The 22,854-nt window shown below is 55.7% G+C and carries 18 protein-coding genes; 15 read left to right on the top strand and 3 right to left on the bottom strand.

Going from position 1 to position 22,854, the window contains the following annotated elements; all coding sequences use genetic code 11:
- Positions 1 to 10: 10 nt before the first annotated feature.
- Complete coding sequence (ascF, locus tag AC1DUO_RS11005; RefSeq protein WP_119261704.1) at positions 11 to 1,483, bottom strand: PTS cellobiose/arbutin/salicin transporter subunit IIBC; 1,473 nt, start codon at positions 1,481 to 1,483, stop codon at positions 11 to 13.
- Positions 1,484 to 1,772: 289 nt separating this feature from the next.
- Here ascF and AC1DUO_RS11000 point away from each other — a divergent pair, with 289 nt between their 5' ends.
- The 15 genes from AC1DUO_RS11000 to AC1DUO_RS10930 all read left to right on the top strand — a co-directional run bounded on the left by AC1DUO_RS11000 (position 1,773) and on the right by AC1DUO_RS10930 (position 19,897).
- Positions 1,773 to 2,801 carry a LacI family DNA-binding transcriptional regulator gene (locus AC1DUO_RS11000; protein WP_013575707.1) on the top strand — a complete coding sequence of 343 codons (1,029 nt, stop codon included), beginning with the start codon at positions 1,773 to 1,775 and terminating at the stop codon, positions 2,799 to 2,801.
- 424 nt (positions 2,802 to 3,225) lie between these two features.
- On the top strand, positions 3,226 to 5,310 hold the full coding sequence (locus AC1DUO_RS10995; RefSeq protein WP_013575708.1) for a putative bifunctional diguanylate cyclase/phosphodiesterase: 2,085 nt from the start codon (positions 3,226 to 3,228) through the stop codon (positions 5,308 to 5,310).
- A gap of 654 nt (positions 5,311 to 5,964) precedes the next feature.
- Complete coding sequence (locus tag AC1DUO_RS10990) at positions 5,965 to 6,699, top strand: FadR/GntR family transcriptional regulator (RefSeq protein WP_013575709.1); 735 nt, start codon at positions 5,965 to 5,967, stop codon at positions 6,697 to 6,699.
- Positions 6,692 to 7,714: an ABC transporter ATP-binding protein gene (locus tag AC1DUO_RS10985; RefSeq protein ID WP_013575710.1), complete on the top strand. Its 1,023-nt coding sequence runs from the start codon at positions 6,692 to 6,694 to the stop codon at positions 7,712 to 7,714. Before AC1DUO_RS10990 ends, AC1DUO_RS10985 begins: the two co-directional genes overlap by 8 nt.
- Entirely contained in the window at positions 7,711 to 8,826 is a 1,116-nt protein-coding gene (locus tag AC1DUO_RS10980; protein ID WP_013575711.1) for an ABC transporter ATP-binding protein, read from the top strand. Before AC1DUO_RS10985 ends, AC1DUO_RS10980 begins: the two co-directional genes overlap by 4 nt.
- On the top strand, positions 8,823 to 10,340 hold the full coding sequence (locus AC1DUO_RS10975; RefSeq protein WP_013575712.1) for an ABC transporter substrate-binding protein: 1,518 nt from the start codon (positions 8,823 to 8,825) through the stop codon (positions 10,338 to 10,340). Before AC1DUO_RS10980 ends, AC1DUO_RS10975 begins: the two co-directional genes overlap by 4 nt.
- A gap of 17 nt (positions 10,341 to 10,357) precedes the next feature.
- Entirely contained in the window at positions 10,358 to 11,302 is a 945-nt protein-coding gene (locus AC1DUO_RS10970) for an ABC transporter permease (protein WP_119261705.1), read from the top strand.
- Position 11,303: 1 nt separating this feature from the next.
- Entirely contained in the window at positions 11,304 to 12,179 is an 876-nt protein-coding gene (locus tag AC1DUO_RS10965; protein WP_013575714.1) for an ABC transporter permease, read from the top strand.
- A gap of 29 nt (positions 12,180 to 12,208) precedes the next feature.
- Positions 12,209 to 13,816, top strand: coding sequence for a gamma-glutamyltransferase family protein (locus AC1DUO_RS10960; RefSeq protein WP_015690009.1), 1,608 nt, complete (start codon positions 12,209 to 12,211; stop codon positions 13,814 to 13,816).
- 303 nt (positions 13,817 to 14,119) lie between these two features.
- Positions 14,120 to 15,034 carry a dihydrodipicolinate synthase family protein gene (locus tag AC1DUO_RS10955; protein ID WP_013575716.1) on the top strand — a complete coding sequence of 305 codons (915 nt, stop codon included), beginning with the start codon at positions 14,120 to 14,122 and terminating at the stop codon, positions 15,032 to 15,034.
- A gap of 132 nt (positions 15,035 to 15,166) precedes the next feature.
- Complete coding sequence (gene fhuF, locus AC1DUO_RS10950) at positions 15,167 to 15,931, top strand: siderophore-iron reductase FhuF (RefSeq protein ID WP_015690010.1); 765 nt, start codon at positions 15,167 to 15,169, stop codon at positions 15,929 to 15,931.
- Between the two features lie 105 nt (positions 15,932 to 16,036).
- Complete coding sequence (locus AC1DUO_RS10945; RefSeq protein WP_013575718.1) at positions 16,037 to 16,375, top strand: hypothetical protein; 339 nt, start codon at positions 16,037 to 16,039, stop codon at positions 16,373 to 16,375.
- A 192-nt stretch (positions 16,376 to 16,567) separates the two neighbouring features.
- Positions 16,568 to 17,887: an MFS transporter gene (locus tag AC1DUO_RS10940; protein ID WP_119262241.1), complete on the top strand. Its 1,320-nt coding sequence runs from the start codon at positions 16,568 to 16,570 to the stop codon at positions 17,885 to 17,887.
- A 2-nt stretch (positions 17,888 to 17,889) separates the two neighbouring features.
- Positions 17,890 to 18,744: a MurR/RpiR family transcriptional regulator gene (locus AC1DUO_RS10935; RefSeq protein ID WP_013575720.1), complete on the top strand. Its 855-nt coding sequence runs from the start codon at positions 17,890 to 17,892 to the stop codon at positions 18,742 to 18,744.
- A gap of 64 nt (positions 18,745 to 18,808) precedes the next feature.
- Positions 18,809 to 19,897 carry an iron-containing alcohol dehydrogenase family protein gene (locus AC1DUO_RS10930; protein ID WP_477987308.1) on the top strand — a complete coding sequence of 363 codons (1,089 nt, stop codon included), beginning with the start codon at positions 18,809 to 18,811 and terminating at the stop codon, positions 19,895 to 19,897.
- A 585-nt stretch (positions 19,898 to 20,482) separates the two neighbouring features.
- Here the strand turns inward: AC1DUO_RS10930 and AC1DUO_RS10925 are convergent.
- On the bottom strand, positions 20,483 to 21,598 hold the full coding sequence (locus tag AC1DUO_RS10925; RefSeq protein ID WP_015690013.1) for a M24 family metallopeptidase: 1,116 nt from the start codon (positions 21,596 to 21,598) through the stop codon (positions 20,483 to 20,485).
- A 17-nt stretch (positions 21,599 to 21,615) separates the two neighbouring features.
- Positions 21,616 to 22,839 (bottom strand): M20 family metallopeptidase, encoded by a 1,224-nt coding sequence (locus tag AC1DUO_RS10920; RefSeq protein ID WP_013575723.1) that lies wholly within the window; start codon positions 22,837 to 22,839, stop codon positions 21,616 to 21,618.
- Positions 22,840 to 22,854: the final 15 nt, after the last annotated feature.

The following is a 22,854-nucleotide window of genomic DNA, read 5'->3' as shown; positions in this document are numbered from 1 at the left end:
CTCCTTTAATTTATTTAACTGCGCTTTGCGAAACCGCAAAGGCGGCGGAAGCCGTTGATTCCGGCACTGTATTTTTTGGCGCCACGGTTTCCACCGGAATATCTTCAAATCCGAGCAGCAAGGTAGTGAAGAAGGAGATCACCACCGCGAGGACCATCACGCCCACCACCCAGACAATGCTCATCGGATTCGACGGGTCGAAGAACTGCACGCTGGTAAACAGCCCCGGCGACGCCATCGAATGGCTGGCGAGTCCGCCTAATCCCGCCACGCCACCGCAAATAAAGCCGCTGATTAAGCAGGCGATCAGCGGACGTTTCAGCCGCAGCGCCACGCCGTACAAGGCGGGTTCGGAAATCCCGGCGACAATCGCTGAAGCCGCTGCGGCCAGCGCAGTCTGACGCAGTTCCGGGTTTTTGGTACGCCACGCGACCGCCAGTGAAGAACCGCCCAGTGACAGGTTCGCGCCAATTTCGGACGGCATCACCATGCCCTCTTTGCCGGTTTCTGCGATGGTCTGAATAATGGTTGGCGTGAATACGCGGTGCATGCCGGTCATCACCAGCAGCGGCCAGGCCGCACCCATAATGGCGACAGAAAGCCAGCCCAGATAACTGTGAACGGTGTACACCACCGCTGAAATCCCGGTACCGATCCAGATGCCCAGCGGACCAATCAGCATGATGGCGATCGGTGCGGCAATCAGCATAATCAGCATCGGTTTGAGGAAGTTTTTAGTGACAACCGGTGTAATGCGATCGACCCATTTTTCAATGTAAGACAGCAGCCAGGTCATGCACAGCGCCGGAATAACGGTGTAGGTGTATTTCACCGCCGTGACGGAAATGCCGATAAATTCGACTTTCTGCCCCTGTGCCGCTTTCGCCATTAAATCGATAAACGCCGGATGGACAAGGATCCCGGCAATCGCAATCGCCAGCGACATATTGGTTTTAAATTTCACCGCTGCCGACGCCGCCACCATCACCGGCAGGAAGAAGAACGCACCGTCGCCGATGGTATTGAGGATCACCAGCGTGGAAGCGCCCTTGTCGAACACGCCGGTCATATCCAGGATCATCGCCAGCAGTTTCACCATTGAACCACCGATAATGGCCGGGATCAGCGGCGACATGGTGCCGATCAGCGCATCAAGAATGCCGGAGCCGATACGTTTCAGGGTGATTTTATTTTTCGCCGGTGCAGCGCTGTCGTCACTGGCTGAGAAGCCTTCCGGCAGCAGTTTCAGCACTTCAGCGTACGCCTGAGAAACGTTATTACCGATGATCACCTGGCACTGTTTTTCGTTGCGCACCACGCCCATCACGCCGGTAATGGCTTTCAGTGTGGCGGCATCAACAACAGATTCGTCATTCAGCACAAAGCGCAGGCGCGTCATGCAGTGTGTCACTGCCGCAACGTTCTGTGCGCCGCCGATGGCATCCACAATCGATTGTGATATTGCTGCAAAATTTTTAGACATGTGTACAACTCTCTCAGATTCATAGGGTTATGAATGTTTTTCAGAAGCCCTGGCTCCTGTGAAACCACTTTTTATGAACGTTATGCTTTTTTATGAAAGGCTGTGAAACGATAGGTAACCGGTTTCATACGAGAATGTTCAGTTCCATCTGTAACTTCAATAAAAAAATGCAACGTTGTTTTATTTTTGTGATGACGATCTCTCACTGCCGTTCTGTTATGCCAAAAACATCGTAAAACGGCTGAAATGTGTAGAATGACGCATCATTTTTCACTTTCAGGAAGCCCTGATGTCGACAATGCAGGAAGTGGCTAATAAAGCGGGCGTCTCCAAAGCCACCGTTTCCCGTGTACTTTCCGGTAAAGGTTATGTGAGCCAGGAAACCAAAGATCAGGTATTTAAAGCCATTGAGGAAGCGGGATACCGGCCAAATTTACTGGCGCGCAATCTGGCGACCAGCAAGTCGATGTGCATTGGCCTGGTGGTGACCAACACGCTGTACAACGGCAATTATTTCAGTGAGTTAATTTCTCAGGCGGCAAAAAAACTCGACGCCAATGGCCGTCAGTTGATCCTGGTCGATGGCAAACACAGCGCCGAAGAAGAACGGGAAGCCATTCAGTTTCTGCATGATTTACGCTGCGACGGCATTATTATTTATCCGCGCTTTTTATCCGTTGATGAAATGGATGAGATCATCGATAAATATAAAAAACCGGTGATGGTGGTTAACCGTAAATTGCGCAAACACCAGAGCCATTGTATTTACTGCGACCACAAAGGTTCCGGTTTTAATGCCACGCAGACCCTGATTGAACACGGTCACCATAATATTGCGTTTATCACCGGTTCCCTGGATTCCCCGACGGCGATAGAACGTCTTTCGGGTTATAAAGAGGCGCTCGCCGCAGCCGGATTGCCGGTCAGGGAATCGCTGATTGCGCAGGGAAAATGGTCGCCAGCCAGCGGTGCTGCCGCCGTGGAAACCCTGCTGATGACCGGTCAGACTTTCAGCGCAATTCTCGCCAGTAACGATGAAATGGCGATCGGCGCGATGAAAAAACTGAACGAAGCCGGTATTGCCGTACCCGCACAGGTTTCGGTGATCGGGTTTGATAATATCCCGACCGCGCCGTTTCTTATTCCGGCACTGTCGAGTGTGAAAGATCCGGTCAGCGATATGGTCAGTGAAGTCATCAGTCAGATTATTTCCATGCTCGATGGCGGTTATTTATCCCAACAGAATAAGTTTGTGTCCGAACTTATTTTGCGGGATTCGGTGATTAACGGGCCCTGCGCCTCCATCAGCTTTCCCTAAACGCGGTTTAAATTATCCGTTAAACACAGCGGATTCAGCTTTATCCTGATTGTTGTTTCAATCCTGAGTGCCTTTAAGCGCCAAAGACTCAGCCGCACATTGTTGCGGCTTTTTTACATGCTGATTAACTGCTTGTAACGCATGAACATTATGTGCCTTTTTATTAAAGCCCCGAACTTACCTGCCGATAACATTCCCGTTAGTTAAAACCCAAATAACAGATTTCACTTAAGGCCGATCTTTTTGCTAAATACGCTTAAATTTAAGCACGTTAGAAGCAAAATTTGGCGAAGTAAGAATTTTCTTATGCTAACGTTTCACGGGCACATCACAGCAAAAATGCGTCGGGAACAGGCGCACTATTTAGCCGGACTCTGATTTGGACGGACCCCGTGCAGAGACGGCCAGCTATCAGGCAAAAAATATGAGTGAAGATTCTGATGTACTTTATCGATTGCTGGTTCAGCGCGTAGAAGACTATGCGATTTATATGCTGACTCCCGATGGCCATATTGCGAACTGGAATGCCGGTGCGCAGCGGGCGAAAGGTTATACGCCTGAAGAAGTTGTCGGTAAGCACTTTTCCTGTTTTTACACCGAAGAAGACAGACAAAACGGCTGGCCGCAACGCGGGCTGGAAACGGCGCGTTCCACTGGCCGTTACGAATCCGAAGGCTGGCGACAGCGCAAAGACGGCTCGCGCTTCTGGGCGCACATTATTATTGAAGCCTTACGCGAAGCCGGAGAAATCATCGGATTTGCCAAAATCACCCGTGATGTCACGGAGCGTCGTGAAACGGAAAAGGCCCTGTTGCAGGCCAAAGAACTGGCCGAATCCAACAGCGAGCAGCTCTCGTCCCTGTCACATTTCCTCAATACCGTGATCGCCAATATCCCGTCCTCGGTGATTGTCGAGAATGCCGTCTCGCGCGAAATTCTGCTGGTCAACCGCCAGGCAGAGCGTCTGCTGGGGATTCCCCGCGACAAAATGCTCGGTAAGCGCCCGCAGGATTGTATGGGCATCGGACTGAGCACCTTTATTAATAAGCAATCGGATGAATGTTTGCGCGCAGAAGGCCTGCACCGCAGCGAGCAGCAATTACTGACGGCTATTGGCGACCGGACGTTACAGACCACCAGTTCGGTGATCCGCGGGCACGATCCTCAGACCAGCTACGTGATGATGATTGCTGATGACGTGACGGACCAACAGGCCGCCCACGCCCGTATTCACCACATGGCGCATCACGACAATCTCACCAGTCTGCCGAACCGCATTCTGTTCAGCCAGCGTCTCAGTGAAGCCTTGCAGCGCGACAGCTATACTCACAGCCACACCGCCACGCTGTGTCTGGATCTCGATAACTTCAAGAACGTCAATGACGCGCTCGGCCACCAGGTTGGTGACGAACTGCTGCGCGCGATAGCCAAACGTCTGCGCATGACGCTGCGCGATGACGACACGCTGGCACGCATCGGCGGTGACGAATTTGCCGTGGTGCTGCCGGGGCTGAAAGACATTTCTGCCGCGCACCAGATTTCCAAACGCCTGATTGAATCAGTACGTCCGCCAGTCATTATCGATGGCCATTCGTTATCCGTCGGCCTGAGCATCGGTATTGCGCTCGCCGGTTCGACGGAAAACACCCCCGATCAATTGCTGCGTTGTGCGGACATGGCGCTGTATGAAGCCAAACGTAACGGCCGCAACCGTTATGAAGATTTCCGCCTTGAGATGGATGCCGCCGCGCGCAAACGCCGGGTGGTCGAAATGGACTTACGCGACGCCATTACCTGTAATCAGTTGCGTCTTTACTACCAGCCGATCACCGATGCCCGTCACGATGCCGTAATGGGTTACGAGGCGCTCATGCGCTGGCATCATCCGGAAAACGGGCTGATCATGCCGGTCGATTTCATTCCGATTGCCGAAGAAACGGGGCTGATCCACAGTCTTGGCTCATTTGCGTTGCACGAAGCCTGCCGCGAAGCCGCAAGCTGGAAAGGCAGTCAGACGGTTGCCGTTAACCTTTCACCGATTCAGTTCAAAAACAGCGGGCTGCTGTCGGTGGTGGAATCAGCGCTGGAAGCCTCAGGGCTGGATCCGTCACGTCTGGAAGTGGAAATCACGGAATCGGTATTGCTCGATAACACGCTTGGCAATATCAGCACATTGCGGAAACTGAAATCGCTGGGTGTGCGGATTGCGCTGGACGATTTCGGCACCGGGTATTCGTCGCTGAGTTATCTGCGCTCTTTCCCGTTCGACAAAATCAAAATAGACCGGTCATTCATTAACGACATGCACGACAGCCGCGAAGCGCTGGCAATTATCCGTGCCATCACCGGCATGAGCCGCAGTCTGGACATTCAGACCACGGCAGAAGGTGTGGAAACCGACGAGCAGTTCCGGCGTCTGAAAGAAGAAGGTTGTACGTTGTTCCAGGGGTATTTCTTTGGGCGCCCTCAACCCTCAGAGTCACGACTAACCGGGTTCGCACCTCTCTGATGATAGGTATTAAACACGGTTTGTGCCGGGGATGATCGGGGGAACAGCGGTATATAAGCCTGTTATTTCTGACGATTGTTTTAGCTCCTCCCCCTGCGAAGGGGGAGGCTGAGAGGGGGTTTTAAGGGTTAACACCCGGTCAAAGTACACTTTAACTATCTGATWTTGCATTAATACCCCACCCCAACCCTCCCCTTCGCAGGGGAGGGGGCTGAACTGAATTCTCTGGCTCCCCTGCGAAAACTTCACCATTACTCACAAACTTGCAGACGAAACCACTGCCCGTGTCCGCTCCGGCTTGCGAATTATTCCTTAATACCCCGCCCGACCCTTTCCTTCTTTGGTAAAGCAACGAAATAGCGAACCATTAGCCAACTTATACCATTTATTTGATCGGCTTCTCATCCCGCAAAATCACGCACCATTACGATCCGTTAACATTAATTTAACGCACTACACTTGTGCATATAAGATGAATATCAATATCTTATAAAAAATTAAAACGATCCTCTGACTAAAGTGCGTAAATTTTAGTCTTTTGAAATTAAAAACAAATTCTCCTGTTTGCAAAACTTTTTCACGAACCATTACAAAATTGGTTCAGAAAATGCAAAGGACTGATTAACGATTTAATTCCCAGCGGGAAACTGACATATGACAACGCACTCCGGGGCGCTACCCCCTTCTAACGGCACATCGAATTCAGCGCTGGAACAGCTACGCCAGCTGATACAACAGCATCCGGATCAGACGCAGCCACTGCCTGCGGAGCGTGATCTGATGCAAATGTTTGATGTCGGCCGCCGTGAAATCCGCCGGGCGCTGGATGTGCTGGAAGAAGAAGGTCGCGTGTGGCGCAAGCAGGGGAAAGGCACGTTTATCGGGCCGAATGGTCCTGCCCAGCCGCTGAGCCTGCAGGCGTTACCGAAACAATCCAACTTGCAGGAAGTGATGGAAGCCCGTCTGCAAATCGAACCGGGGCTGGCGAAATACGCCGCACTGCGCGCTACGCCGGAACAAATCCAGCTGATGCGCCGTTTACTGGACAAAGTGAAAACGATGTCGCGCGGTGATCCGGATCAGATTGAGCTGTGGGACAGCGCCTTTCACCGCGCTATTGCCGATGCCGCGGGTAACCGGTTGTTGCTCGGATTGTTTGATGCCGTCGACGCCATCCGCCGTGACCCGAGCTGGCTGGCGGTGCGCAACGCGGCACGCAATCAGGAGCGCCTGAACCGTTACGACGATCACCATGAACGTATCGTAGAACACATCGCCGCACGCCAGCCGAAAGAAGCCGCGAAAGTCATGCGCGAGCACCTTCTGGCGCTGCAACAGGCATTTCTTTCCACCCTGCATGATGATGACGAGGATTTTACTGATGACTGACCCCGCCGGACCCGTCAGGCCGCTGTTACACATTAACGACCTGAGGGTGCAATTTTCCGGTTCTCCCGCGACCGTGCTCGACGGTATTTCCTTACAACTGGAAGCCGGAAAAACGCTGGCGCTGGTGGGCGAATCTGGTTGCGGCAAAAGCGTGACGTCGCTGGCGCTGATGGGGTTATTGCCCGCCAGCGCTAAAGTGTTGCAGGGCGATATCCGGCTCAATGATACCTCGCTGCTCGGGCTGTCTGAGCGTCAGTACGCCGACCTGCGCGGTCAGGAACTGGCGATGATTTTTCAGGAGCCAATGACGTCGCTCAATCCGGCGCTGACACTGGGCGATCAGCTTGCCGAAGCGGTCATGCGTCATCAGGGTGTCGGCAAAAAACCGGCCCGCGAACAGGCGCTGGAAATCCTGAAAAAGGTGCAGATCCCCGCTCCTGAATTGCGGATGGAGGCTTATCCGCACCAGCTTTCCGGCGGTATGCGCCAGCGGGTGATGATTGCCATGGCGCTGATCAACCGTCCGCAGTTGCTGATTGCCGACGAACCGACCACCGCGCTGGACGTCACCATTCAGGCGCAAATCCTCGCCCTGCTCAACCGTATTCAGCAGGAAACCGGCAGCGCATTGTTGCTGATCACCCACGACCTGGGTGTGGTGGCGGAAGTCGCCGACAGTGTGGCAGTGATGTACGCCGGGCAGATCGTCGAACAGGGTCTGGTGACCGATATTTTCAATAATCCGCAGCATCCTTACACCATCGGGCTGATGGGGTCGATGCCGTCGCTGGCTCCGCGTCAGGGCGCGCTGTCCACCATTCCCGGTGCCGTGCCGTTACCGAAAGACATGCCGCAGGGCTGCCGCTTCTCGACACGCTGCCCGTTCGCCACCGAACGCTGCCACCAGGAGCGTCCGCCATTGCGCGCCCTGAATCAGTCGCCGCACCACGTCGCCTGTTTCTTTGCGCCGCTGGAAAACTATTTCGTGTTATCCGCCGAAGGAGCCTGCGCATGAGCCTCACTCCCCGCCCCATTCTGGAAGCCGCCGCGCTGAGCAAAGTCTTTAAAGGGCCATCGTCACTATTCAGCAAACCGAAAATCGTGCAGGCGGTAGATCGTGTGTCTTTGCGCGTCTGGCATGGCGAAACGCTGGCGATTGTCGGCGAATCCGGCTCAGGGAAGTCAACCCTGGGTCGCCTGTTATTGCAGTTGCTCAGCGCCTCCGACGGTGATGTGTTTTATGAAGGCGAAAACCTGAAACAGTTTTCGGCTGAACAGATGAAAAAGCTGCGCCGCGACCTGCAAATCATCTTTCAGGATCCGTTTGCCTCACTCAATCCGCGCATGACCGTGGAAGAAATCGTCGGCGAACCGCTGTGGCTGCACAACATTGTCAGTGGTAAAGCAGACAGACAGGAAAAAGTGCGCGAACTGCTGACCACGGTCGGCCTGCCCGCCGCATTCAGCAACCGCTATCCGCATGAGTTTTCCGGCGGTCAGCGCCAGCGCATCGGTATCGCCCGCGCACTGGCGTCCTCGCCGAAACTGCTGCTGGGGGATGAACCGGTGTCGGCGCTGGATGTGTCAGTGCAGGCGCAGGTGGTGAATCTGCTGGAAAGCCTGAAACAACAGTTTGGTCTGACGATGATTGTGGTCGCGCACGGTCTGGCGGTGATCCGCCATATGAGCGACCGTGTGGCGGTGATGTACCTCGGGCAAATCGTGGAACTGGCCCGCACCGATGACATTTTTGATCAGCCGCTGCATCCTTATACCCAGGCGCTGATTGCCTCCGCGCCGCTGCTCACACCCGGTGTAAAACGTCCGGTGCCCCTGTTGCAGGGTGATATGCCCAATCCGGCCAATATGCCCACCGGCTGCCGTTTCCATACCCGCTGCGCGTACGCCACCGACGAATGTCGTCTGGTGGAACCGCCACTCGAAACCGTCAGTGACAACCGCATGGTGGCCTGCCACCGCTGGAGCGAACTGCAACGGGACCGCACCTCGGTGCTGGTTCCGCCGCCGTCCGCCGCTTTTACCTTACGGCGTGCGCTGTTTGAACAAGCGAGCCAGTCCCGGCTTTCACTTTCCACTCCAACCTCAACCCAGGGAACCCGACCATGAGATTTGCACCCCGCTTAACTGCCTGCATTCCCGCCTTAATGTTGCTGACGTCTGCGGGCCTCGCCCATGCGGAAAGCACCCTGCGCATCGGCCTTGGCAGCGATCCTGACATGCTGGATCCGGCCACGGCGCGCACCTATTACGGGCGTTTCGTGTTCAGCGCCATGTGTGAGCGTCTGGTGGATGTCGATCAGCATCTTAAAATCGTGCCGGGTCTGGCGAAGGACTGGGTATACAGCGACGACGGCAAAACGCTGACCCTCCATCTGCGCGAAGGCGTGACCTTCCATGATGGCGAGAAATTTGATGCGCAGTCGGTGAAATACAATATCGAACGTTACCTGACGCTGCCGGGTTCTTTGCGCAAAAGTGAGCTTTCTTCCATTGAATCCGTTGAAGTCACCGCGCCGTACACCGTGGTTTTCCATCTGAAAACCGCAGATGCCGCGTTGCTGATGCAACTGACTGACCGCGCGGGCACCATGATGGCGCCGGAAGCGACGGCCAAAGGCAATGTGGCGGCGCATCCGGTCTGTTCCGGCCCGTACGAGTTTGTCAGCCGCGTTCAGCAGGACCGCATCGTGCTTAAGCGTTTTGAAAATTACTGGAACAAAGGCGCGTATCACTTCGATAAAGTGGTGTTCCTGCCTATTCCGGATGCGTCGGTTCGCCTGGCTAACCTGCGTGCGGGTGATCTAGACATCACCGAAGGTATTGCCGCCAGCGACACCGCAACGGTGAAAGCCGACAGTAATCTGCAACTGGCCAGTACCACCGGCCTCGGTTACATGGGGCTGACGATCAATATCGCCAACGGCACCGCCAATACCAATACGCCGCTGGCGAAAGATGCCCGTGTGCGTCAGGCACTGTCGCTGGCGATTGACCGCGACGCTTTGAATCAGGTGGTGTTCCAGGGGCAGTACACGCCGGCGAATCAAGCCTTCTCGCCTGCCAGCCCTTATCACGCCGACATTCCGGTGCCAAAACGCGATATCGAAAAAGCCAAAGCGCTGCTGGCCGCCGCCGGGGTGAAAACACCGCTGACCATTGATTTCCTGGTCGCCAACAACCCGACTTCTCAGCAGGTTGCGCAGGTATTGCAGGCGATGGTCAGCGAAGCGGGCATCAACCTGAATCTGCAAATGACCGAATACGCCACGCTGCTCGATCGCCAGCAACGCGGCGAATTCAAAATGAGCATGTCCGGCTGGTCAGGGCGCCCGGATCCGGACGGCAATATCTTCTCGTTCCTCAATACCAAAGGCGGCCTGAACGACGGCAAATACAGCAATCCGCAGGTCGATCAGTGGTTGCAGGAAGCGCGTCTGACCAGCGATGTGGAGAAGCGTAAAGCCCTCTACAAGCAGATTGTGGTGCAGGAAAACCTCGACGATCCGCTGGTGTATCTGTACTTCGAACCGCGCATTTTCGGCATGAGTAAAAAAGTGACCGGTTTCGTACCTTACGCCGACGGGCTGATCCGGCTGCAGGGTCTGGCGCTGAACAAGTAATTGCCTGAGGAAAGACAATGTTAGAACTGGTGGTGAAACGGCTGATTTCAGCCATACCGACGTTGTTTCTGGTCACGCTGATGGTGTTCTCGTTGCAGAAATTACTGCCGGGCGACCCGATCACCGCGATGGCGGGCGAGGAGCGGGATCCGGCAGTGATTGCGCAGTTACGCGAGCAATATCATCTGAATGACCCGATCCACAGCCAGTATTTCCACTGGGTCGGCAACGCGCTGCGCGGCGATTTCGGTACGTCGCTGCGCACGCAGGAACCGGTATTACAACTGATCGCCAGCAAACTGCCGGTGACGCTGGAACTGTCGCTGCTGGCGATGATTGTTGCGCTGATTATCGGCATCACCATGGGCGTGCTGGCGGCCGTTAACAAAGGCACCTGGATAGATAACGGCACCAATTTTCTGGCGCTGTCGGGGATTTCGATCCCCCATTTCTGGCTGGGTGTGCTGCTGATTATGTTGTTCTCCGTGAAACTCCACTGGCTTCCTGCGTCAGGTTACGTGCCGTTTTCAGAAGATCCGCTGCAAAACCTGAAAACCATGCTGCTGCCTGCGGCGGTGCTCGGTACCGGCCTTTCTGCCACGCTGATGCGCCATACTCGTGCGGCGATGATTGCGGTTCTCAAGGCGGATTACATCCGTACCGCCCGCGCCAAAGGGCTGCTGCCGAAAAAAGTGATCATGAAACACGCGCTGCGTAATGCGCTGGTGCCGATTATCACCCTGACCACCTTGCTGTTCGGCGAACTGCTGGGCGGCGCGGTGCTCAGCGAGCAGGTTTTCACCATTCCGGGCTTTGGCAAAATGATTGTCGATTCAGTGTTTAACCGCGATTACGCCGTGGTTCAGGGCGTGGTGATGGTGGTCGCCGTCGGTTTTCTGCTGATGAACCTGCTGGCCGACGTGCTGTACGTTCTGGTCAACCCACGCATGCGGAGAGCCTGAGATGAGCGTTTCTGTGATTTCCGTGACAACGTCACTCCCTGCCCGCGAGCCAAACCGCGTACTCAGCAAATTTCTGCGCAATAAAAGCGCAGTGACTGGCGCGGTGCTGGTCATCACCTTCGCCTTGCTGGCGTTGCTCGCCCCGTGGATTTCGCCGTTTGATCCGATCAAAGCCGATTTCATGGCGGTACGCAAAGCGCCTTCCGCCCTGCACTGGCTGGGCACCGATGAACTGGGCCGCGACATTTTATCGCGCCTGTTCTGGGGGGCACGTACCTCGCTGATGGCCGGTTGCGTGTCGGTAATTATCGCCATTGTGATCGGCGTTCCGCTGGGGCTTATCGCCGGTTTCTGGCAGGGCTGGATGGACAGCATTATCTCCCGCGTGGTCGAAGCGCTGCTGTCGTGTCCGTTTCTGGTGCTGGCGATTGCGCTGGGTGCTTTTCTCGGCCCAAGTCTGGGTAATGCAATGATCGCCATCGGGCTTTCCGCCATGCCGATTTTCGCCCGCCTGACGCGTGCGCAGGTGATGAGTATCCGCAACGAGGAATACATTGAAGGGGCGCGGGCGATTGGTCTGCCCGACCGCTGGATCCTCTGGCGTTATGTGCTGCCGAATGTGCTGTCGCCCATTCTGGTGCAGGCGACGCTGGCGATTGCCTCGGCGATCATCACCGAAGCCAGCCTGTCGTTTCTCGGCCTCGGCCAGCAACCGCCGGACGCCTCGTGGGGCGCGATGCTTAACACTGCGCGCAGCTTCCTTGAGCAGTCGCCGTGGATGTCAATTTTCCCCGGTCTGGCGATTTTCCTCACCGTACAGGGTTTCAATTTGCTGGGTGACGGGCTGCGTGATGCGCTCGACCCGCGTTCTGAATAAACCGTTTGCAGCTTTTTAAGGAAGAATACATGTCTGAGAATTACGATTTTAATGTGGCTTATCCGACCCTGCGTCCGACCATGATGGGTGCCAATGCGGTGTGTGCCTCGCAGCCGCTGGCGGCTCAGGCAGGCATGAAAATGCTGATGCTGGGCGGAAACGCTGCCGATGCCGCTATCGCCACTGCCATCGCACTCACCGTCCTTGAGCCGAGCGGCAACGGCGCAGGCAGTGACGCATTCGCGATCGTCTGGGACGGCAAAAAAGCCCACGGACTCAACGCTTCAGGCCGTTCACCGGCAGCGTGGACGCCGGAGTATTTCGCGGACAAAGGGTTAGATGCCGTACCGACCTACGGCTGGGATGCCGTCACCGTGCCGGGTGCAGTCTCCGGCTGGGTGGCGCTGGCAAAACGCTTCGGCACCCTGCCGCTGACCACGCTGGCGCAACCGGCGATTGATTATGCCCGCAACGGATTTCCGGTATCGCCGCTGATTGGCCGCCTGTGGGAAATCGCGGTGAAAAAACTGCATAACCAGCCGGGCTTCATGGAATGTTTTGCACCCGAAGGTCGTGCGCCGAAAATCGGTGAAATCTTCCGTAATCCGGCACTGGCTGACTCACTTGAACTGATCGCCAGAACCGAAGGCGAAGCATTTTATCGCGGCGAACTGGCGGAAAAAATAGTGGCGCACAGTCAGGCCCACGGCGGCGCAATGACGCTGGATGACCTGGCGAATCACCAGGCCGACTGGGTGGAAACCCTGCAGCAGTCGTTTGCCGGTGGCTCGGTTCATGAGTTGCCGCCGAACGGTCAGGGTATCGCCACGCTGATTGCACTGGGCATTCTCGACAAGCTGAATATCGGCAGCCAGCCGGTGGATTCGGTGGAAACCACGCATTTGTGTATTGAAGCGATGAAACTGGCACTGGCGGATCTGGACCAGCACGTCACCGACAGCGACCATATGTTCTTCGATCCGCAACTGTTCCTGAACGATGATTATCTGGCAGAGCGGGCAAAACTCATTGACCGCAGCAAAGCCAGCGACGTGACTTACGGCGCACCGCGTCCGGGCGGCACCGTGTATCTGACGACGGCAGATTCCAGCGGCATGATGGTCTCTTTCATTCAGTCGAATTACATGGGCTTCGGTTCCGGCGTCGTGGTGCCTGGCACCGGTCTGAGTATGCAAAACCGTGGCTGCGGATTTACTCTCGACCCGACACACGCCAACTGCGTCGCGCCAAACAAACGCACGCTGCATACCATCATTCCGGCCTTTGCCCAGGACGCCGCAGGTAAACCGCTGATGTCGTTCGGCCTGATGGGCGGTCCGATGCAGGCACAGGGACATCTGCAACTGGCGTTGCGCGTGATGCTGTATAAACAAAATCCGCAGGCCGCCATCGATGCGCCGCGCTGGCGGATCAACGGCGGGCGTCAGGTGGCGATTGAATCCACCTTCAATCACAACACGCTGGCAGCGCTGCGCGCAATGGGCCACGAACTGATCGTGGAAGACCCGCTCGGCGGCCACTCGTTTGGTGGCGCGCAGGTGATTGTCACCAATCCGGCAGGCGGTTATCTGGCGGGTACTGAATCCCGCAAAGACGGTCAGGCACTGGTGATGTAGGTCGGGTTTCACTCTGCACCGCGAGCGGGTTTTGCCCTGCTCCTCCCCCTGCGAAGGGGGAGGCCGGGAGGGGGTTTTAAGGGCTAACACCCTGTTTAAACAAACCTTAACATCAGTTTTTGACCTTAATACCCCACCCCAACCCTCCCCTTCGCAGGGGAGGGAGTTACCCCCGCCTTTGTGACTTCCCTTCCAAATCTTCGCTAAATCCATGTAATTCGATCCCATCGCTATAAAAATTTGAAACAGCGTTCTATAAATGGGGTGTTGAGTACTTTCCACTTTCATATGGAGAACGAATGTATGAGCCGTCCACTGTTTCATGGCGTGATCCCCCCTGTCGCAACGATCCTGAATGAGAATGAGCAGCTTGACCGTCAGGGGATGGCGCGTCTGATTGATTTTACGATTGAAGGCGGCGTGAACGGCCTGTTTTTCCTCGGCAGTGCAGGGGAATTCGCGCATATGTCTCAGGCGCTGCGTCATGAAGTGGCTGAGTTTTGCACCAGGCATGTTGCCGGGCGCGTGCCCGTTTTGATCGGCGCAGCGCATCCGGGTACGGCAGAAACGCTGGCCTTCGCGCAACACGCTAAAAGTATCGGAGCGGACGGCGTGGTGGTGGTGAATCCTTATTACAACCCGATAACTGAAGAAGCGCTGTATCTGCATTACCGCACGATTGCTGAAGGCGCGGGTTTGCCGGTGATCATGTACAACTATCCGGGACTGACGGGTCAGCCGTTGCCCGTCAGCCTGATCAAACGTCTGGCGCTGGAATGCCCGAACATTGTCGGCCTGAAAGATACCGTGGACAGCCTCAATCACATTCGCGAAACGATACAGGCCGTGAAACCTGAGCGCCCTGATTTCGCCGTGTTCTCCGGTTATGACGAATATCTGTTCGGCACGCTGATCCTCGGCGGCGACGGCGCGATCCCCGCCAGCGCCAACTTCGCCCCGCAACTCACCTGCGGAATTTATCGCGCCTTTAAAGAGAAAGATTTCGCCACTGCAGTAGAACTGCAACAACGGTTATCCTTCCTGCCTCCGCTGTACACGCTGGATACGCCGATCTACAACGTCATCAAATACGCCATTTCACAAGTCATCAGTGAAATGCCGGTGTATTCACTCAAACCGGCGCTGCCGCTGAGCAATGACAAACAAAAGATTGTGCGTGATATTTTGAAACAAGCGGGCGTCAGTGTCGTCGGCTAACGTTTCCTCTGCGCCTCCCCTTCACTGCGGGAGGCAAAAACCCTCAATCTAAATCGAAATCATTACTATTCCGCTTTAATATTCGTTACTCTATTCCCATGATTTACCAAGCCGAATGACTTTCATAACCTGATGATGCAAACACTCCTCGACAGTTTCCGCGAAACGCCGGTCAGCTGGGTTGCAGAGACTTTCAAACCGATGACACCGCTGGTGACCAATGCGGTGCCGATGTCACTGCTGACCACTGCCGAAGGTTGCGCCAGCGTGCTCAAACGCTATCTGGATGCCAATGCCGCCGATGCCGCAAAGTGCGACACACGCCGTGCGCGGATCTCGATGTGGTCACAATGGTATTTCGCCACCCTGCTGCCGAGCTGGGTGATCGTCTCTCTGCGTCACGGCTGGCAACTGCCTATCGCCGCTGAAAATGTCTATCTGTGCATGCAGGAAGAAGGCTTACCTGCGCAAATTTATCTCGACGGCGAAGGCGGAGCGCTGACATCCGCTGAACCAATGGCGCGTTTCGATGTGATGATCGAACAGCAATTGCGTCCGGTTTGCGAAGCGCTGGCAGAATTCTCCGGTTTAAAGCCGGGCATTTACTGGAGCAACGCGGCAATCCGCGTCGGCTGGGGCGTCAAACAGGCAGAGCTGGTCAATGCCGATATCTCGGACGGTATGCGGCTGATGGAATCGCGCGAGCTGCGTTATGGCGGCAAAAACCCGTTATTTCAGCCGCTGCGCGCGGAAGATCCCTCAGACCCCGACAGTCCGCAATACCGCAAGCAATGCTGTCTGCGCTACGATCTGGCCGATCACGCCATGTGCCCTTCCTGCCCGTTATTGCTAGCAGAACGTAAATCCGGCAAAAGACGCAAAACCGTCGCCGGATAAATCAAACACTTACAAAACCTGAATAAACTTAGCGTAAAAAATGATTGGATCTTAGCCGCGGATAATTATAAGAATTGGGTTATATAGACCAACGAGGTATTTATCATGACTATGAAAACACCGAAGAGCTGGCCCTCCGCTCTTAACTCGCTGGCCTCAGAGGTGATTGATTCTCTGGCGCAACCCGTTAACCGCGTATGGAATACGTTAACTGGCAAGCAAGAACCGCTCAGAGCAAGGATTGTTCATCGTTACGCTATTCCGTCTTCCCGGACGATCAGCGTCACGGAAGGATTCTTCGGGTTTATTCCGGTGGAATCTTACGAAAACGAACGTTTTATTCTGGAAGTCGCTTACGCTGACAAACAGTATCAGGTAGAAGTCCCGCGGGCTTACTACCAGAAAAGCAATATCGGCGACGGTATCGACATCCACACGCTGTAACTGCCCCGCTTTTAAACAGGCTGCTCCTTTCGAGGCGCAGCCTTTTTTATGCCAAAAAACCTGCCTGACCCCACACTTCCCGCTTTAATTTTGTTCAATACATGAAAATTATTGACATAATAATCACCAGAATTTAGAAAATTATTTACATCCTATTCTTATAACAATGTTCTTTTCCTGAAGAGGTTAATGATGACCCGCACCGGACAGATTTCCCCTGCTACCGCCAGCCAGTCACGCCGCGCGCTCGTCGCCGGTTCGGTCGGTAATTTTATTGAATGGTATGAATTCGGCGTTTACGGTTATCTGGCGACGCTGATCGCCGGTAACTTTTTCACGCTGGAAGGCCAGACCGGCCTGACCGGGTTACTTCTGACGTATGCGTCGTTCGCGCTGGCGTTTTTCTGTCGTCCCATTGGTGCGATCATTTTTGGTCGCATCGGCGACCGCATTGGCCGCAAGCCGACACTGATCGCCGTCGTTCTGCTGATGACACTCGCCACAGCGATCATTGGTTTACTGCCGACGTATGCGCAGATTGGTGTAGCCGCGCCGCTGTTACTGACACTGATGCGCATGTTCCAGGGCTTGTTTGCGGGTGGTGAATTCGGTGGCGCGGTCTCCCTGATGACCGAATTCGCACCGAAAGGCAAACGCGGTATTTACGGCGCGTGGCAGTCGTTTACCGTTTCGCTGGGTTTGCTGACCGGCGTGGCGCTGGTCGCGTTGCTGGTTCAGACCCTTCCCGAAGCACAAATGAAAGACTGGGGATGGCGTATTCCGTTCCTGCTGGCGCTGCCGATGGGGCTGGTGGCGTTGTATCTGCGCCTGAAACTCGATGAAACACCCAACTTTGTTGCCAGTAAAAAGGCCGAACCGAAAGCGCAAAAAACAGCCGCTGAAAAAGCCTCTGCTGTCGCCACTGCCAAAGCTATTGCGCTGGGGATTGGCCGCATGATGGGCTGGTCGGCGGGCGGTTATACCTTCCTGGTGGTGATGCCGTCTTATCTGCAAACCTCCCTGCACGCCACGTTTTTACAGGCACTGGTGGCCACCGTGCTGGCGAACGTCGGTTTCGCGCTGGCTATTCTGCCTTCCGGCTGGCTGAGCGATAAAATCGGCCGTAAAAAGGTCATGATGATTGCCGTATTTGCCGTCATCGTGCTGAGTTTTCCGTTGCTGCATTTGCTGCAAAACCCTGAAAGCAGTCTGCTGGTGAAAGGCATTGCAGTGCTGATTGCCGGGGCAACAATTGGCATGATTGCCGGTCCCGGCCCGGCGATGCTGGCGGAAATGTTCCCGACCCACGTGCGTTATACCGGTCTGGGATTATCCTATTCATTGTCGAACGCCGTGTTCTCCGGCTGTGCCGGTTTGATCATAACCGGTCTGATTAAAGAGACCGGCAATCTGGATATTCCGGCGTATTACGTGGTCGCCACCTGCGTGGTCAGCCTGTTTGCGCTGATGACGTTAAGAAAAGACGATCATTTACGTGAACTGGAGGAATAAGCATGAATGGCAGTGACCTGCAGTCACGTCTGAACGCATTACAGGGCAGTTTTTCTCCGGCGGAAAAACGCATCATCACCATTATCAGGCTCAATCCGCTGGGTGTGGCGAAAATGGGCGTGACGGAACTGGCAAAATACGCTGAAACCAGCACCGCCACGGTGGTACGCACCAGCAAACGGCTGGGGTTTACCGGCTATCCGGCGCTGCGGCTGGCGTTGGCCGCAGAAACCTCCAGTCCGATGCCCATCGAGATGCCCCTGGCGGCGGATATCGGCGACAATGATTCGCCCAAGCAGATCCTGCAAAAGCTGCTGGAATTCGAGGTCAAAGGCGCGACCGAGACCACGCAGCTCCTCAGCGCAGCAACGCTGGAACAGGCGGTCAGCATCCTTTCACAGGCACGCCGGATTGATATTTACGGCACCGGTGCCTCAGCGCTGGTTGCTCAGGACTTCTGCCAGAAACTGCGGCGCATCGGCGTTGTCGCCCAGACTTTTGGCAGCACAGACGAAAGTCTGGTGAGCGCCTGTCAGTTAACGAATGCAGATGCAGCGCTGGCGATTTCCCACTCCGGCCAGACGGCAGATGTCATTGAAGCGCTTACACAGGCTAAAGCCGCGGGGGCAACAACGCTGGCGATCACCGCCAATGGCCGTGCCGCCCTCGCCCGCAAGGCCGATATCGTGTTACGAACCAGCAGCCGCGAAATGGGTTTTCGTGCCGCGGCGATGGCCAGCCGGACCAGCCAGTTGTTGATCATCGACTGTCTGTTTATCGGTGTCGCGCAGCGTCTGCCGGGTGCGCGCGACGCCTTGCGCAAAACCCACGACGTCGTGCGTCAGCGCCGCCGCTGATATTCTTACGCTCTGCTGCGCGCCTTCTATACTTCATAAAACACCTGAGTTTATGAGGGCATGCATGTTCACCCATCGTTTGGTATTTCCTGCCAGCGTACTGCGCGGGCGCGGCGCCATTAAGCATCTGGGCGCGATGTGCGGACGCTTAGGCCAGCGGGCAATGTTAGTGGGCGGTAAACGCGCCATTGCCAGCGTCGAGGAGAAAGACGCGGATCAGCTCGAGCAGCAGATGGTCAGCTATCTTGGCAGTGAAATCTTCAACGGCGTGTGTTGTCAGGAGGAAATCAACCGGCTGGCAGACGTGTTCCGCACGCAAGGGGTGGAAGTGATTATCGCCACCGGTGGCGGAAAAGCGCTGGATACCGCCAAAGCGGCAGGCGTGGCGTGCAATATTCCGGTGGTGACACTGCCGGGCATTGCGGGCACCTGTTCGGCGGTGACCTCGCTGGCGTTCCGTTATCATCAGGATGGTGAATTCCGTGACATGATGCCGTTACCCTGTGGCCCCGCTGCGGTGGTGATCGACGCTGATTTACTGGCCACCGCCCCGCTGCAATGGCTCTCAGCGGGCATCGGCGATACGCTGGCAAAATGGTATGAATATCGTGCCATCAGCGACCTGAATCAGCTTACCGGCCTGGCAGGTGTCGCCAGAACCAACAGTGAATTGTGTTACACCCTGATCGAACATTTCGCCGCCGACGCCTGTTTTGCGGTGCATGACGGCAAAGCCAACAACGCCCTCGAACAGGTGCTCGATGCCATTTTCCTCTACGCCGGACTGACCTCAGTCATGAGCAACGGCGCACACACCGGCGCTTCCCATGCGTTATACGAAGGTTTCACCGCCTGCCCGAAAACCCGACATATCCCTCATGGTTTACTGGTCGGTTACAGCAACCTGTGCCTGCTGGCACTGGAAAACCGCAGCGACGATGAGTTGCTGACCGCCATCGCCCTGGCCCGCGACAGTGCCATACCAACACAGTTAGCGCATATCGCGACAGGGCTGACGGAGCAGGATCTGGCCGTGATTATTGACCGCAGTCTGAGCACGCCGGATATGGCGAACATGCCAATGGATATTACCTTTGAAGATGTCAGGGGTGCGGTAGAAAGAGTGGAGAGGCTTGGGGCAAAAATTAATTAGTTTTTTGCGCATGCTGTGCAAACTGGCCTTCAGGTCAAGGTCGTGGGCGTCGGCCCACACCGACTTGGGGGGCGGCTTATCGCCGCCGCCCCCCAAGCCCCCCCCGGCTCTTTCACTGCGCGCTCCGCTCGCTGACTATGTTCCATAAGCCGCAGTGATAGCCGCAAAATCCCGCCGCTGCGCGGTTCCCTCCCATCGGGTTACAACCCGCGCAAAAAGATGCGCGGTTTTCCACCTCTCGTCCGGCGGTATTTTGGAACCGGCCTCAGGCTCTTAATTCACAACCTGACTGATGTTGAAATCTAAAAACTCCTGCCTTTGAATTTAAGATCGTGCGGGCGATTCAGAAATCTTGCTGAACGGAGCGGCCTGGAGACCAAAGGCTCCAGGACCGAGAGAAGGCACCGCGAAGCGGCAAGATTTCCAGCCGGTCTCCGTGGTAACTGAAACATAGTGTCTAGCGACAGCGCGTAGTGAAAAAGCGCGGGAGTCCAGAGGGCGCGCGCTTACGCGTCCTCTGGGCCAGTTTGGGTGGCAACCCAAGGTTTTGAATTTGAATTTGCAATTAGGTCGCCCCCTCCCTTTTTAAATCAAAATCACCTCCCTCGGTAAACGACTCATCCTCATTCCGCCTTCCGGCCTCACCACGACTGTCTCGCTGAACGCCAGTCCGGCTGCCGAAGTGTACATATGGAACACCATGTTTTCCTCCAGCCTCCAGTCTGCTGCTGGCGTAAAGCAATGCGAAAAATCACTCGGGCGTGGCGTACGGGTGTAAAGCCCGAGCGCGTAACCGGTGACGTTACCGTAATCAGCGCGTAACCCGGCGGCGAGCACGGCGTTGCGTAAAATCGCATCGACGTCACGGGCTTTCGCGCCCGGTTTCATGGCGGCGATCTGCGCATCCTGCAGGGCGATAAGCTGGCGGGCGATGTGGTGTTGCTCCGGACTGATTCCGCCGGGGATAAACGGGCGCATCAGGCGGGCGCTGTAGTGTTTTACCTTGGGGATCAGTTCCACATGCAGAATGTCGCCGTTCTGGATAATATCCTCATGCGTCTGCGCATGCAGAAAACCGCTGTCTCCGGCGGAACGGACAACCGGACCGGTTTCACCGGTATCAGCACCTTCAGAAAGAAAAATCTGTGCCGCCAGCGCGGCAACGTCCCGCACACGCCAGCCCGCGTTCACCTGCTCTTTCAGCGTCAGAAACGCGGTATCCGCGATATGCGCCGCCTGCTGAAGGATGTCCAGCTCATAAGGAAATTTCACCTGCCGCAGACTGTCGCTGACACCCGGCACAGGCCGCCAGACGGCTTCGGGTAAATGTTCGGAAAGCTGCTGCCAGGTATCTGCCGTCATGCCGTAAGAACGGGTGTCTGCGCCAAGACGGCAGTCGCGATAACCGCGTGAAATCAGGCTTTGCGCCACACACTTCCAGGGGTTCTCAGCGTCATCATAAGTGACAATGTCACGCAGCCAGCTCAACTGACGACACGGCGCTTCATCAAGCTTGCGCAGCACCATCCACGGCTCGCCGCTCAGCGGCACCAGACAGGCGCGGTACATCGTTTCCGATACGGTAAAACCGGTCAGCCACGCCAGCAGTTCACCGCTGTCGACCAGCATAACGTCGGCATCCGCCATGCGCATGGCGTCACGCAGGCGGCTCAATGCCGCCAGATTCACAGCCATCGACATCTGTTGCCCCTCTTCAATCAGGCTTCAACCGGCTGACAGATTTCGAGGATTGCCAGCAGGTAAACCCGCACGGTATCGAGGAAATCTTTAATGTGAACACGCTCGTCCGGCATGGTGTTGAACTTGCCACCCGGCCCGCAGACCACGCCTTCCATGCCCAGCATCTGGTAGAAATGCGCGGCATCAGTGCCATAAAAAGCCGGTGGCGTAATAACGCCGGTGGGCTGTTGTTCACCGCGTACCGTCTGATAGGCACGGTTCACCGCTTTAACGATGGGCGATTCCGGCGATACTTCGAACGGCAGCATGGTCGGGCGATGGCGTTTACCGTCATCAAACAGTTCTGCCTGCAAGCCGGGAAATTCGCTGCACAGGTCATCGAGCAGCGCCTGTAAATCGGCCAGCACGGTATCAACCGTTTGCCCCGGCGCAAAACGCGCAGATCCGCTGAGGCGCACGAAGTCAGCGACCTGTGGCGGACGCCATTCCTCTAAATCACGTCCCAGCGCGCCGTGGATGGTGCCGATATGGCCACGGTTAATTTTGCGGTGATCGTCCGTTTCCGCGCCGGTAAAAGTGATGTTATTGATTTGCGGGATTAACCTGATGGCCGCCTGAATCGCATCGACCGCTTCTTCGCGCTTCGAAAGATGGCGCGTATCGCCGGTCAGTTCGATGGTGAACATCAGCGACCCGGCATGCATGGTCATCGCCTGCACATCGGTCGGTTCTGAGTTGATAAAATAATCGGCTTTGATGCCCTGTTCGATGGCCGCAATGGTGCCGATCCCGCCCTGCAATTCACCGACCACATACGTCAGGATAACGTCGCCTTTAAGTTTCACACCGTTGTCGATCAGCGTTTTCAGCGCACAGAAATAGGCCGCGTCACCTGCTTTCATGTTGGAAACACCGATGCCGTAAATGAATTCATCATCGATTTTTCCTTCCCACGGATCGACCGTCCAGCCTTCGGTCACCGGGTTGGTATCGAGATGACCGTTGAACAGCAAACTGTGGCCGCCGCCCTCTCCGCGAAGCGTGCCGATAGCGTTCAGACGCTCGCCCGGCACCGGTTGCAGTTGCGTTTCCAGCCCGAGCATCTGCATCTGGCTGGCCATATATTCTGCCAGTTTGCGCTCGCCGTCTGTCTGGCTGTAACTTTTGTGCTGCACCATACGCGCCAGAAAATTCAGGCAATAGTCATCATCAACTGCGGCCAGTAATTGTTGAGAATTCATGTGTAACCCTTTCAG

It is taken from the genome of Rahnella sp. P4_A8 (assembly GCF_056402435.1).
The sequence above is the reverse complement of the archived record's forward strand: the minus strand, read 5'-3'. Positions and strand labels throughout refer to the sequence as shown.